General features: G+C 73.1%; 9 protein-coding genes. 8 read left to right on the plus strand and 1 reads right to left on the minus strand.

The window, feature by feature from the left end; genetic code table 11:
• On the plus strand, positions 1 to 2,205 hold the full coding sequence (locus LZG04_RS03530; RefSeq protein ID WP_233813022.1) for a SulP family inorganic anion transporter: 2,205 nt from the start codon (positions 1 to 3) through the stop codon (positions 2,203 to 2,205).
• Positions 2,206 to 2,478: 273 nt separating this feature from the next.
• On the opposite strand, the gene LZG04_RS03535 is transcribed toward LZG04_RS03530, so the two are convergent.
• Positions 2,479 to 2,802 carry a hypothetical protein gene (locus LZG04_RS03535; protein WP_053715465.1) on the minus strand — a complete coding sequence of 108 codons (324 nt, stop codon included), beginning with the start codon at positions 2,800 to 2,802 and terminating at the stop codon, positions 2,479 to 2,481.
• 166 nt (positions 2,803 to 2,968) lie between these two features.
• Here LZG04_RS03535 and LZG04_RS03540 point away from each other — a divergent pair, with 166 nt between their 5' ends.
• The 7 genes from LZG04_RS03540 (at position 2,969) to LZG04_RS03570 (ending at position 13,899) form a co-directional block, all read left to right on the plus strand.
• A complete protein-coding gene (locus LZG04_RS03540; protein WP_233813025.1) occupies positions 2,969 to 3,817 on the plus strand; it encodes a helix-turn-helix transcriptional regulator in 849 nt (282 codons plus the stop codon).
• Between the two features lie 17 nt (positions 3,818 to 3,834).
• Complete coding sequence (locus LZG04_RS03545) at positions 3,835 to 4,026, plus strand: DUF397 domain-containing protein (RefSeq protein ID WP_267934817.1); 192 nt, start codon at positions 3,835 to 3,837, stop codon at positions 4,024 to 4,026.
• Positions 4,027 to 4,205: 179 nt separating this feature from the next.
• A complete protein-coding gene (locus tag LZG04_RS03550) occupies positions 4,206 to 4,856 on the plus strand; it encodes a DedA family protein (RefSeq protein WP_233813030.1) in 651 nt (216 codons plus the stop codon).
• A gap of 372 nt (positions 4,857 to 5,228) precedes the next feature.
• Positions 5,229 to 8,084, plus strand: a complete 2,856-nt coding sequence (locus LZG04_RS03555) for a BTAD domain-containing putative transcriptional regulator (RefSeq protein WP_233813032.1) — start codon at positions 5,229 to 5,231, stop codon at positions 8,082 to 8,084.
• Between the two features lie 103 nt (positions 8,085 to 8,187).
• Positions 8,188 to 10,524: a chitinase C-terminal domain-containing protein gene (locus LZG04_RS03560; RefSeq protein WP_233813035.1), complete on the plus strand. Its 2,337-nt coding sequence runs from the start codon at positions 8,188 to 8,190 to the stop codon at positions 10,522 to 10,524.
• A gap of 181 nt (positions 10,525 to 10,705) precedes the next feature.
• Positions 10,706 to 10,894 (plus strand): hypothetical protein, encoded by a 189-nt coding sequence (locus LZG04_RS03565; protein ID WP_233813037.1) that lies wholly within the window; start codon positions 10,706 to 10,708, stop codon positions 10,892 to 10,894.
• Positions 10,895 to 10,905: 11 nt separating this feature from the next.
• Complete coding sequence (locus LZG04_RS03570; RefSeq protein WP_233813039.1) at positions 10,906 to 13,899, plus strand: helix-turn-helix transcriptional regulator; 2,994 nt, start codon at positions 10,906 to 10,908, stop codon at positions 13,897 to 13,899.
• Positions 13,900 to 14,039: the final 140 nt, after the last annotated feature.

A 14,039-nucleotide genomic window follows, 5' to 3' on the forward strand; every position in this document is an offset into this window, starting at 1 on the left:
ATGAACCGCCCGCGCCCCACCAAGTCCCACGCAGGCGAGCACACCACGGCAGGACCCCCGGGCGGCCTCGCCACCGTGCTGCGGCACGACCTGCCCGCGTCGGTGGTGGTGTTCCTGGTCGCCGTGCCGCTCTCGCTCGGCGTGGCCGCCGCGACCGGAGCGCCGCTGATGGCCGGGCTGATCTCCGGCGTGGTCGGCGGCATCGTGGCCGGCTCCCTGTCCGGCGCGCCGTTGCAGATCAGCGGCGCCGCCACCGGCCTGGTGGTGATCACCGCCGGGCTCGTCGCCGAGTACGGCTGGCCCGCCACGGCGGCCATCACGCTCGCCGCGGGCGCGCTGCAACTGCTGTTCGGCCTGGCCAAGCTCGGCCGGATGGCGTTGTCCCTCTCACCGGCCGTGGTGCACGGGATGCTGGCGGGCATCGGCCTGAGCATCGCGGTCGGGCAGCTGTCGGTGGTGCTCGGCGGCACGGCGGCCACCTCGGTGCTGGACAACCTCGCCAAGGTGGCCACGACGGAGGTGCGGTGGTCGGCCGTCCTGGTCGGCGCGCTGGCGATCGCCGCGCTGCTGCTGTGGCCGCTGGTGCCGCGCGCCGGCGTCGTGCCCGCGCCGCTGGTGGCCGTGCTGGTCGCGACGCTCGCGACGAGCGGGCTCGACGTGGCCCGGGTGCACCTGCCCGGCGAGGTGCTCAGCCAGGTCGTGCTGCCGGAGCTGCCGTCGGGCAGCTTCGGCGGGATCGCGTTCGCCGTGCTCACCGTGGCCGTGGTGGCCAGCATGGAGTCGTTGCTGTCCGCGGTCGCGGTCGACAAGCTGCACACCGGGCCGCGCGCGGACCTCGACCGGGAGCTGATCGCGCAGGGCACCGCCAACGTCGTCACGGGCGCGCTGGGCGGGCTGCCGATCGCGGGTGGCATCGCCCGCGGCTCGACCAACGTGGCCGCGGGCGCGCGCACCCGCGCGTCGACCGTGCTGCACGGCGTGTGGATCGCGTTGTTCGTGATCGCGCTGGGCTCGGTGCTGGAGCTGATCCCGCTGGCCGCGCTGGCCGGTGTGCTGCTGGTGGTGGGCGTGCGGCTGGTGAGCGTGCGCCGGATGCGCGCGTTGTGGCGGCACGGCGAGTTCTCCGCCTACGCGGTCACCCTGGCGGGCGTGGTGGTGCTGGGCCTGGTGGAAGGCGTGCTGCTCGGTGTCGCGGCGGCGGCGCTGCGGTCGTTGCACCGGCTGACCCGGGCCTCGGTGCGCGTCGAGCAGGAGCCCGACGGCTGGCGCGTGGTGATCCGCGGCTCGCTGGTGTTCTTCGGTGCCGGGCGGCTGGTGCGCGGGCTGCGCGCCATCCCGCTGGGGCAGCGCGTGGTGCTGGAGCTGCACATCGACTTCCTCGACCACGGCGCGTACGAGGCGATCGACGACTGGCGCGCCGGCTACGAGCGGCTGGGCGGCCACGTCGAGGTGGACGAGGTGCACGACACGTGGTTCAGCAAGGCGCGCAAGGGCATCCCCGCGCTGCGCAAGACGCCGCTGTCGCCGTTGCCGAGGTGGTTCGCGCCGTGGTCGCACTGGCAGCGCAACCGCACCGTCACCGTGCCCCGGCCGCGCGCGGACGTCGACCCGATGATGCGCGGCATGCGCGAGTTCGAGCGCTCCACCGCGCCGTTGGTCCGCCCGTTCCTGGCCGAGCTGGCCGCGCGGGGCCAACGCCCCCGGCAGCTGTTCATCACGTGCGCCGACTCGCGCGTGGTGCCGAACCTGATCACCACGAGCGGGCCGGGCGACCTGTTCTGCGTGCGCAACATCGGCAACCTCGTGCCGTTGGACGGCGACGACTCGGTGGGCGCGGCGATCGAGTACGCGGTGGAGGTGCTGGCGGTCGAGACGATCGCGGTGTGCGGCCACTCGGACTGCGGCGCGATGAAGGCGGTGGTGAACGGCTCCACCCGGCCGGGCACGCAACTGCACACGTGGCTGAAGGCGGTCGAGCCGAGCCTGATCCGGTTCCACGCGGGCGAGTCGGACCTGCCGGTGGTGGAGCGCCTGTCGGTGGCCAACGTCGCCCAGCAACTGGACAACCTGATGGCCTACCGCAGCGTGCGCGAGGCCGTCACCACCGGCTCCCTGCGCCTGGTCGGCATGTACTTCGACATCTCCGCCGCCCGCGTCTACCTGGTCGACCCGGACCACGACGGCCTCCACCCAGTCTGCGCCTAACCCCCCGCCACCCCCTCCTCGCCCCACCCCTGCTCGCCCACCCTCGCCTGGACCCCCTCCGCGAGGTCGCCCGCGACGCCGGAGGCGGCGCAATTCAACACGGGGTGGTCGGCCCCCTCACCGGACCGACCACCCCGTGCCGAGCCTCGACACCGAGCCGGTCCCGGTCGGGGGCGCGGGGTCGGTTCGGGTGCGGGCTCGGGTGGGGTCGGGCGGCGCTGGTGGGGCTCGATGGCGGGGGAGGCGCGTCGCCCGACCGGGGCTGGGTTGGGGCTAGCCGACGCTGCGCAGGTGCTTGCGGTGGTTGCCGGACGGTTCGTCGCCGCCGACGGTCAGCGCGAGCTGCGCGCCGAGGTAGGCCCGGCACGGCGAGGGCAGGCGGCGGCTCCAGCGGCGGGTGCGGCAGGTGGGGCAGCGGCCGTGCTCGTCGGGGGTGTGCTCGTCGAGCAGGGCCTTGACCGCGGTCACCACCCTGGGCAGTTCGCAGCGGGCCAGTTCGACCGCCGTCTCGTCGTCGCCGGTCGACGCGAGGCGGACCAGCGTGGCCAGGTGTTCTCGGAGGGACCGGTCGAGCTGGCTGAAGACGGTGGTGGACACCTTCAGCGCTCCTTCCCTGGGGCGGTGTGCTCATCGCAGCCTGTTACCGCGACCGGCCGTCTGCAAGTTGCAGTACACGAATGGATGACGTCACTTTGCTCCGTCGGCGCACGCCCACAGACTGGTCTGCGGCCCCCGGGTCGGGGTCTCGACGAAAGGTGTCCGCATGCCACGGGGCAGCAGCCCGACGCTGCGCAAGCGAAGGCTGGTCAGCGAGCTGCGCAGGCTGCGCGAGGCGGCCGACCTCACCATCGAGGACGTCGCCGGGCGGCTGGAGTGCTCGGCGTCCAAGATCAGCCGCATCGAGACCGGCCGGGTCGGCGTCACGCCGCGCGACGTCCGCGACATGCTCTCGGCCTACGGCGCGGACCGGGCCACGCTGGACGAGCTGGTGCAGTTGGCGCGGGACGCGCGGCGGCGGGCGTGGTGGGACGAGTTCGGCGACATCGCGCCCGGCCGTTACGTCGGCTTCGAGGCCGATGCCGAGCGGGTGCGCACCTACCAGGGTCTGATGGTGCCCGGCCTGCTCCAGTCCGAGGCGTACACCAGGGCGTTGATCGGGGCCGTGCTGCCGGACGCCGCGCCGGCCGAGGTCGACCGCCGGGTGGAGCTGCGCAAGGCACGCCAGGCGCTGCTGGTCGAGGACGACCCGCTGAGCCTGCACGCGGTCGTCGACGAAGCAGCCTTGCGGAGGCTGGTGGGCGGCCGGGAGGTGATGGTCGAGCAGCTGAGGCGACTCGACGAAGTCGGAAAACTCCCGAACATCACCCTCCAGGTGGTCCCTTTCGAGGCGGGCGGTCACGCTGCGATGGACGGCCCGTTCGTCATCCTGTCGTTTCCCGAGCAGTCGGATCCGGCCGTGGTATACATCGAAAGCCCGAAGGGCGACGTTTATTGGGAACAGCCCTCCGACGTCGCCAGGTATTCCGACATGTTCGCTCGGCTCAGCGCCGAATCGCTCGACCCGGCCGCCTCGTCCGCGCTGATCGGGCGGGTGGCGCGCGAGCTCGCCTGAATCCGAGGTGAACTGCCATGCAACGCCAGTGGCGCAAGAGCACGCGGTCGTCCGCGGGTGGTCCGGAGTGCGTGGAAATCGCGCTCGACCCGAACAGGGCGGGCGTGCGTGATTCGAAGAACCGAACCGGCGGCGAGTTGAACTTCGGTGTCACGCAGTGGTCCCGTTTCGTGGGCACGGCGAAGGGCGGCGCATTCGACCGCCGCTGAGCCGGCGTCCGTTCACCTCGGGGCTGTGCCGCGAGGCCCTGACTTTCGACCACCTGCCCGTACGACCATGGTCTGGTGACCGGTCAGCCCTCGGTCCGATGCGCCCCCTGGCGTGGTTGCGGTGGACTTCCCCTTAGCCTGCACTCCGGTGCTCGTCATGATCCACAGGGGGATGAACCATGGCCTTGCTGACCGACGCCCTGGAAGGGCTCGCCGGTCTGCCGCAGCCCGCCGTGCTCGCGGTGACGGGCGCGCTGACGTTGGCGGAGTGCACGCTGGGCGTGGGCTTCATCGCGCCGGGGGAGAGCGCGCTGCTGCTGGCCGCCACGACGGTCACCAGCGTGCCGCGGTTCCTGGTGATGTGGCTGGTGGTGTCGGTGTGCGCGGTGGCGGGCGACAGTATCGGCTACTTCCTGGGCCGCCGGTACGGCGACCGGCTGCGCGACAGCAAGGTGGTGCGCAAGCTCGGCCAGGAGCACTGGGACAAAGCGGGCGCGTTGTTGCGCAAGCGGGGCGCGTGGGCGGTGTTCTTCGCCCGGTTCATGCCCGTGGTGCGGACCCTGGTGCCCGCGTCGGCGGGCGCGTCGAAGCTGGAGTACCGCCGGTTCCTGCCCGCGTCGATCGCGGGCGCGGTGAGCTGGTCGGCGCTGCACATCGGCATCGGCTCGGCCGCCGGCGCGTCGGCGAAGTACATCGAGTCGGTCTTCAACGGCGCGATGTGGGCCCTGATGGCCATCGCCGCCGTCGTCGCCGTCGTCCTCACCCTGCGCCGCCGCCGCAAGACCGCCAAGCCCACGGCCGAGCCGCGCGAGCTGGAAGAGGTCGCCTGACCCCGGACGTAGTCGAAGGGGCCGCGTCCGGGGGTTCGGTCCCGGTCGCGGCCCCTTCCACTGGGGGGAGGGCAATGGAGCTGGGCCGTCCCCTACCGGACGACCCGTCTCCGGGTGGAGAAGGGGACGAGGGCGGGCCGGCGTTCCGCCGCCGCGGGCTGGATGCCCCTTGCACGCCGGCCTGCCCTCGTCGTTCAGGGAGAGCAGCGGATGTTCCGCTGTCTGGTCCAACCTCGCTCACCGGGGTTCGCCCTGTGTGGTTGATCGGACACGCTTAGCGTAAGAATGCGGCTACAGGACGACTGGAGCCGGACTGAAGTGATCTCCTAGGCTCGGTCTGGGGTTCTCAACGTCTCTACGAAGGATCGGTCGGTGGCAGACGGCGACGGCGAGCGCTTGCGGTTCGAGGTGCTCGGCCTGCTCCGGGCGGTGCGCGGCGGCGGTGAGGTCGACCTCGGCGCCGCCAAGCAGCGTGCCGTGCTGGCGGTGCTGCTGCTGGCCCGCAACACGCCGGTCAGCCGCGACCAGATCATCGGGGCCGTGTGGGGCGACAACACGCCCACCAGCGCGGTCAACCTGGTGCAGACCTACGTGGCCGGGCTGCGGCGTGCGCTGGAGCCCAGCCGGGCCCGTCGCGCGCCGGCCGAGCTGCTGACCTCCGTCGGCGACGGCTACCTGCTGCGCGTCGACCCGCAGCAGGTCGACCTGGACGAGTTCGAGCGCGGCGTGGCGGAGGCGGCCCGGCTGCGCGGGTCCGGCGACCTGATCTCGGCCGCCACCGCGCTGGACGAGGCGCTGGGCCTGTGGCGCGGCGAGCCGCTGGGCGGTGTCGCGGGCCTGTTCGCCGAGGTCGAGCGCGGTCGGCTGGTCGAACGCAGGCTCGCCGTGCTGGAGGAGCGGGCCGAGCTGCTGCTGCTGATCGGCCGGGGCGCGGAGCTGGTGCCGTCCCTGACCACGCTGGTCGGCGAGCACCCGTTGCGGGAACGGGGGCACGGCCTGCTGATGCGCGCGCTGTGCCAGGCGGGCCGGCAGGCCGAGGCGCTGGCCGTCTACCGCGAGGCGCGCCGGGTGCTGGTGGAGGAGCTGGGCGTCGAGCCGGGCCCGGAGCTGCGCAAGCTCCAGCAGGCCGTGCTGGCGGGGGAGAACCCGGAGCCGGACCGCCCGACCCGGCCGATGGCGCTGCGCCCGGCCGGCGAGTCACCGCCCGCCATCACGCCCGCCCAGCTGCCGCGCGCCTCGGCGTCCCTGATCGGCCGCGACGACGAGCTCAAGCGCCTGGACGGCCTGCTGGCCTCCTACCCGGAGGGCGGGCTGGTCCTCGTCGTCACGGGCCCCGCGGGCGTCGGCAAGACCGCGCTGGCCCTGCACTGGGCGCAACGCGTGCGCGAGGACTTCCCGGACGGCCAGCTCTACGTCGACCTGCACGGCTACGACCCGAACCAGGAGCCGTTGGGCGCGGGCGAGGTGCTGAGCCGGTTCCTGCGCACGCTGGGCGTGCCGTCGCCGGACATCCCGGTGACGGTGGAGGAGCGGTCGGCGCTGTTCCGCACGCTCATCGCGGACCGGCGGATGGTGGTGATGCTGGACAACGCGCGCGGCTCGACCGAGCTGCTGCCGCTGCTGCCCGGACCGCCGTCGTGCGTGCTGGTGACGTCCCGCCGGCGGTTGGTCGGGCTGGTCGCGCACGCCGAGGCGCGGCTGGTCGAGCTGGACATGCTGGACCCGGACGCGTCGGTGGCGGTGGTCAGCCGGGTCGCCGGCCGTGACGCCACGGAGGCCGCCGCGCTGCGCAGGCTGGCCGTGCTGTGCGACGGGCTGCCGCTGGCGCTGCGGATCGCCGCGGCCCGGTTGGCGGTCGCGCCGACGTTGCGGGTGGCCGAACTCGTCGCCGAGCTGGACGACGAGCACGGCCGGCTGGCCGCCCTGGGCCTGGAGGACGAGGACTCCACGGTGCGGGCGGCGCTGGACGCGTCACGCCGGGCCCTGCCACCGCTGCCGGCGCGGCTGCTGGCGCTGCTGGGCCTGCACCCCGGCCCGGACGTGACGGCGTTCGTGGCCGCCGCGATGGCGCAGGCGCGGGTCGGCGACGCGCAGCGCGCGCTGGACGCGTTGACGGCGGCGAACCTGCTGTCGGTCAACGAGCCCGGCCGGTACGGGGCGCACGACCTGGTGCGCGTCTACATGCGCACGCTGGCCGCCGAGCTGCCCACGCCGGAGCGGCACGAGGCGACCGGCCGGATGCTCGACTACTACCTGCACTGCGCGGACCTGGCCGACGGCCGGCTGCCGGTGACGCGCGGCAGCAGCGTGCGGGTCGCGCCCGAGCACGTGCCGGCGGAGGTGCCGAAGCTGACCGGGTCGGCCGAGGCGATCGCGTGGCTGGACGCCGAGCAGGGCAACATCATCGCCGCCGCCGAGCTGGCCGCCGCACCCGGTTCGGACCCGAAGTGGCTGGTGCACGCCTGGCAGTTGCCGTACACGCTGTCGCGGTTCCTGTGGCTGCGGGCGGACCGCACGACGTGGTTGCGCACGACGGAGGCCGCGCTGGAGGCGGCCACGAGGTTGGGCGACCCGGAGGCCAGGTTCGTGATGCTGTTCAACCTCGGCATCGCGCTGGCCCAGTTCCAGCGGATGGACGAGTCGCTGGCCCGCCACCGCGAGGCATTGGAGGTGGCGCGGGCGTCCGGTGACGTGAACGCGCAGGCCAGGGCCCTGACCACGGTCGCGGACATGTTGCAGTTCCTGGGTCGGGTGGACGAGTCGGAGGCGTCCTACCGGGAGGCGCTGGAGGTGAGCCGGGCGGCCGGGTCGCGGTGGGCCGAGGCCAACGCCCACCACAACCTCGGGCTGCTGCACCTGGCGTCGCGCCGCTACGACGAGGCCGAGACGTGGCTGCGGGCGGCGGTGACGATGTACCGGGAGGTCGGCGAGCAGTGCGGTGAGTCGACCTGCCACACGGACCTCGCGACGGTGCTGCTGGAGTCGGGCGAGGGCGCGCAGGCCGTCACGTCGGCGCGCACGGCGTTGTCGGTCGCGTCGGCCGCGGCCAGCCCGTACCACCAGGCGATGGCGCACGACCGGCTGGCCACGGTGTTCGACCGGCAGGGCCTGCCCGGCGCGGTCGCGCACTGGCAGCGGGCGCTGGCGCTGTTCACCGAGCTGGGCGCGCCGGAGGCCGACCAGGTGCGGGGCCGGCTGGCCCGCGCCCGCGCCACCACGGCGGTCTGACGAACCCCCACGTGGTCTGGACCTATTGACAGAGAGGTCTAGACCTATTTACGGTTCGGGAGCTGCGTCGTGGCCGCCGCCTCGTGCAGGAGGTGTGCCGGTCTTGCCCAGGAGAACCAGGTTGTCGCCGCTCGTGGCGTTGCTCGCCGCGGTGGCCGGACTCGTCGTCGCCGTCGTGTCCCCGTCGTCGCCCAGCGCCGCCGCCGCGGGGGAGGAGTGCCGTCCCGACGGCCTCTACCAGACCCCCGGCGTCGCCGTGCCGTACTGCTCCGTCTACGACACCGAAGGCCGCGAATCGCTGGGGAGCGACCACTCCCGCCGCGTCATCGGCTACTTCACCAGTTGGCGCACCGGCCGCAACGGCGCGCCCGCCTACCTCGCGTCCGACATCCCGTGGTCCAAGGTCACCCACCTCAACTACGCGTTCGCGCACATCGACGCGCAGAACCGCGTGTCCGCGGGGCCCGACGGCCCGGACAACGCCTCCACCGGCATGACGTGGCCGGGCGTCGAGCTCGACCCGTCCCTGCCGTACAAGGGGCACTTCAACCTGCTCAACAAGTACAAGAAGCAGTACCCGAACGTGAAGACGCTGATCTCGGTCGGCGGCTGGGCGGAGACGGGCGGCTTCTTCAACGCCGACGGCACGCGCAACGCCTCCGGCGGCTTCTACAAGCTCGGCGCCCAGCCACAGGCCACTGTGGACGCCTTCGCCGACTCCGCCGTGGACTTCATCCGCAAGTACGGCTTCAACGGCGTGGACATCGACTACGAGTACGCCACGTCGAACAACCACGCCGGCAACCCGGACGACTTCTGGATCTCCAACGCCAACCGGGGCACGCTCTGGGCCGGCTACGAGAAGATCATGAAGGCGCTGCGGGAGAAGCTGGACCGCGCCTCGGCGCAGGACGGCAAGCACTACCTGCTCACCGCCGCCGTGCCCGCCTCGGGCTGGCTGCTGCGCGGGCAGGAGGCCTACCAGGTCACCCGCTACCTCGACTACCTCAACGTGATGAGCTACGACCTGCACGGCTCGTGGAACCACTTCGTCGGCCCGAACGCCGCGCTCTACGACGACGGCAAGGACGGCGAGCTGGCCGCCGGCGGCGTCTACACCGCGCCGCAGTACGAGGGCATGGGCTACCTGAACACCGACTGGGCCTACCACTACTACCGCGGCGCGATGCAGGCCGGCCGGATCAACATCGGCGTGCCGTTCTACAGCCGCGGCTGGCAGGGCGTCACCGGCGGCACGAACGGCCTGTGGGGCCGGGCCGCGCTGCCCGACCAGACGAAGTGCCCGCCCGGCACGGGCTCCAGCGTCGGCTCCACCACGCCGTGCGGCAACGGCGCGGTCGGCATCGACAACCTGTGGCACGACTCCACCGCTGGTGGCGCCGAGGTGCCGTCGGGCGTGAACCCCATGTGGCACGCCAAGAACCTGGAGAACGAGATCACGCCGGACTACCTGGCCCAGCACGGCCTGGACCCGGCCAACGACCCGACCGACCGGATCTCCGGCTCCTACAACCGCTTCTACGACAGCACCCTCGCCTCGCCGTGGCTGTGGAACGCCGAGAAGAAGGTGTTCCTGTCCACCGAGGACGAGCAGTCCATCGCCGCCAAGGCGAAGTACGTGGTGGACAAGGGCATCGGCGGCATCATGATCTGGGAGCTGGCGGGCGACTACCGGTTCGACAGCGCCAAGGGCCAGTACACGGTCGGCGACACCCTGCTCACCAAGATCAACGAGGGGTTGCGCGGCGCGGCCCCGTACGGCGCGCGCAAGGCCGCCGGCGCCACGCCGAGCCAGGTGCTCAACGTCAGCGCCACCGTGTCCGGGTTCGCGCTCGGTGACAACAACTACCCGATCACGCCGAAGCTGAAGATCACCAACAACTCGACCACCACCCTCCCGGGCGGCACGAAGATCGAGTTCGACTACGGCACCAGCGCGCCCGACAGCATGGCCGACCAGTCCGGCTTCGGGTTGCGGGTCACCGCCAAGGGCCACTCCGGCAGCAACGTCGGCGGGCTCAAGGGCGACTTCCAGCACGTCGAGCTGACGTTGCCGACCTGGCAGTCGCTCGCGCCCGGCGCGTCGGTGGACGTCGCGCTGAGCTACCAACTGCCCATCGCGTCACCGTCGAACTTCAAGCTCACCTTCGGCGGCCAGTCCTACGCCATCGCCTCCGACCACCCGCGCGGTGGCGGCGGCCCGGACCCGACCAGCACGACCAGCACGACCACCACCACGACCACGACGACCAACCAGCCCAGCTGCACCGTGCCCGCGTGGGACCGCGCCAAGGTCTACAACGGCGGCAACGAGGTCTCGCACCGGGGCAAGCGCTGGCAGGCGAAGTGGTGGACGCAGGGCGACGAGCCGGGCACGACCGGCGAGTGGGGCGTCTGGCGCGACCTCGGCGCCTGCTGAGGGCTCCTGACGTGCCCTGACGTGCGCCTGAGGCATCCCTTACCCGCCGTCTGCCACCCCTTACGGCGGCGGGTAAGGGGACCAACCCGGCAACCCACGTGAACACCCGATGCCCGTGCCCCCACCTCAGGACGACTCTTCGTGTCACCAGAGAGAAGCAGGACGACACGAGGAGCAGGTCATGGAGTGGACGCCCGAGTCCCTGAAGGCCGAGATCGGCTACCGGCAGGCCGCGCTGCGCGAGGACGCGGCGCACTACCGGGTCAGCCGGCGGACGAGCCCGGTGAAGCGGTCCTGGTGGCGGCGGCTGGGCCACGGGTCCGGCCCGGAGGCGCCCGATACCGGGAATGGCCACCGCGACGCCGCCTGAGGTGTGACAACATGCCTGGTGTGGCACGCCTTGGTTCCGGAATCCCCTTGGTGGCGCGTAGCCGGGAGATGACCAGGCTGCGCACCGCCCTGGACGAGGCCGCGCGCGGGCAGGCGGGTGCGATCCTGCTGGCCGGCGACGCGGGCGTGGGCAAGACCAGGCTGGTGGACGAGCTGGCCGCCACGGCGGGTGACGCGCTCGTGCTCACCGGCCGCTGCCTGGACGTCGGCGAGACCGGCCTGCCGTACCTGCCCTTCACCGAGGCGTTGGGGCAGGTGCGGCAGGCCGGTCTGCTCGACGTCGCGGCCCGGCCCGCGCTGGGCCTGCTGCTGCCGGAGCTCGCGCTGCCCACCGGCCTGGACGGCAGCACGTCGGTCTCCGGCCTGCCGTCGCACCTGGTCGGCCGCCGTCCCGAGCAGGACCTCGGCCAGCTCCAGCTGTTCGACGCCGTGCACGGCCTGCTCGGCGAGCTGGCCGAGTCCCGGCCCGTGCTGCTGGTGCTGGAGGACCTGCACTGGGCCGACGCCTCCACCCGCTACCTGCTGTCCTTCCTGCTCTCACGGCTGCGGTCGCAGCGGTTGCTGGTGGTGGGCACCTACCGGTCCGACGACCTGCACCGCAGCCACCCGCTGCGTCCCCTGCTCAACGAACTGGTGCGGCTGCCCGCCGTGCGGCGGCTCGACCTGACCCCGTTGAGCGCGATCGACGCGCGCTCGTTCGTCGCCGCGCTGGCCGACGACCTGTCCGACGAGCTGGTCCTGGAGGTCGCCGAGCGCTCCGACGGCAACCCGTTCTTCGCCGAGGAGCTGATCGCGGTCGCCGCCTGCGGTGACCGCGAGGTGCCCTGGACGCTCGCCGAGGTGCTGCTGGCCCGCATCGAACGCCTCTCCCCGGACGCCCAGCGCGTGGTGCGGGTCGCGTCGGTCGGCGGCCGGTCCGTGCGCCACGACCTGCTGCGCGCCGTGGCCGGCATGGACGACGTGGTGCTCGACGCGGCGCTGCGCGAGGCCGTGCAGCACCACGTGCTGCTGGTCGACGGCGCGGAGGTCTACACGTTCCGGCACGCGTTGCTGCGCGAGACCGTCTACAACGACCTCCTGCCCGGTGAGCGCGTACGGCTGCACTCCGCGTACGCGGACCGGCTGGACTCCTCCGACGACCGGGGCGCCGCCGCCGCGCTGGCCCACCACAGCCTGGAGTCGCACGACCTGGCCCGTGCGCTGCGCGCTTCGGTCGAGGCCGGGCAGGAGGCGCGGGCCGCGGGCGCGCCCGCCGAGTCGTTGCGGCACCTGGAGCAGGCGCTGAAGCTGTGGCACGCCGTGCCCGCCGAGCAGCGCCCGCCGGGTTCGACCGAGTTGTCGTTGTTGCGCAGCGCGTCGTGGGCGGCGGGCACGGCGGGCCAGCCCGAGCGGGCCATCGCGTTCGCCCGCACCGGCACCACCGTCGTGGACGGGTCCGACCCCGAGCAGGCCGCCGAGATGTGGCGGCGCTTCGCCCAGGCGTTGCAGGTGATCGACGGCACCGACGACGAGAAGTACCACGCGGTGGAGGAGGCGTGGCGGCTGGTCCGGGACCGGCCCGCGAGCCCGGCCCGCGCGTGGGTGCTGGCGGTGTGGGCGGCGGCGCTGCGGCACGACCGCAAGTACGTCGAGGCGCGCGAACGGGCCGAGATGGCCGTGGCGGACGGTCGTGCGGCGGGCGCGGAGTCGGCCGTGGCCGACGCGTTGACCACGTTGGGCCTGCTGGACGAGCCAGACGGGCAGGTATCGCGGGCGCGCGAGCACCTGACGGCGGCCGTGGCGTGCGCGATGGAGGTCGACGCGGTCAGCACCGAGCTGCGGGCCCGGTATTTCCTCGGCCTGCACCACTACGACCTCGGTGAGCTGGACGAGGCCGGGCGGGTGTTCGACGAGGGCGTGGCGCGGGCCAAGGCGACCGGCCTGACGTGGAGCTCGTTCGGGCTGGAGCTGCGCATCCTCCAGGTGCTGACCAAGTACTACCGCGGCGAGTGGGACAGCGCGGCGACCGCCGCCGAACCGCCCGGCCTGCGCGTGTCGAGCACGGTGTCGGCGCGGCTCGCGGCGGCGGGCACGCACGTGGCGGTCAGCCGCGGCGAGTTCGACCAGGCCGAGCGGATGATCCGGGAGCTGCGCGCGGACTGGCACCGCGACCTGCAGATCGCGTTGATCACCGGTGGCACGGGCGCGGAGCTGGCGTTGTGGCGCGGGCAGCCCGAGCTGGCCGTGGAGCGGGTCGCGGACGCCATCAGCTGGTCGCGCAAGGAGGGGGAGTGGCTGCTGGCCGGCATCCGGCTGGCCGCCCTCGGCGTGGCCGGGCACGGGGAGATCGCGGCCCGGGCGCGGCGGCGCAAGGACCGGGCGGCCGAGGAGCACGCCGTGCGGGCGGGTCGGGAGCTGGGCGACTACGCGCGCACCACGGCCGAGCTGGGCCTGCCGCGTTCGGGTTCATTGGGGCCCGAGGGGCGGGCGTGGCTGCTGCGGGTGGCGGCGGAGGAGTCGAGGCTGACCGGGCCGGGTGATCCGCAGCTGTGGCGGGGCGTGGTGGACGCGTTCGGCTTCGGGTCGGTGTTCGAGCAGGCCGTGAGCCGGTGGCGGCTGGCCGAGGCGCTGCTGGGCGCGGACCGGCGCGAGGAGGCGGCGGCGGAGCTGCGGCTGGCCAGCGCGGTGGCCGACGAGCTGGGCGCGGCGCCGTTGCGCGAGGCGCTCGACCTGGTGGCGCGGCGGGCCAGGGTGGCGTTGCGCGACGTGGGGCCGCGTGACCGGGTGGACCCGTTCACGCCGCGGGAGCGGTCGGTGCTGGAGCTGGTCGCGCTGGGCCGCACCAACCGGCAGGTCGGCGAGGAGCTGTACATCTCGGAGAAGACCGTCAGCGTGCACCTGAGCCGGATCATGTCGAAGCTGGGCGCGAGCCGCCGTGCCGAGGCCGTCGCCAACGCCTTCGACCGCGGCCTGCTCGACCTGCCCTCCCAACCCGACCCCGCGTGAGTCCAACCTCCAGAACGCGAGTGTCCTACGTTCAGAACGCGCGTGTCCTACGTTCAGAACGCGCGTGTCCTACGTTCGCGTCGCGTGAGTCCTACGTTCAGGATCCCCGAGTTCAACGCTCGGAACGGTCCGGCCCGGTC

It is taken from the genome of Saccharothrix sp. S26 (assembly GCF_021390395.1).
GTDB lineage: Bacteria > Actinomycetota > Actinomycetes > Mycobacteriales > Pseudonocardiaceae > Actinosynnema.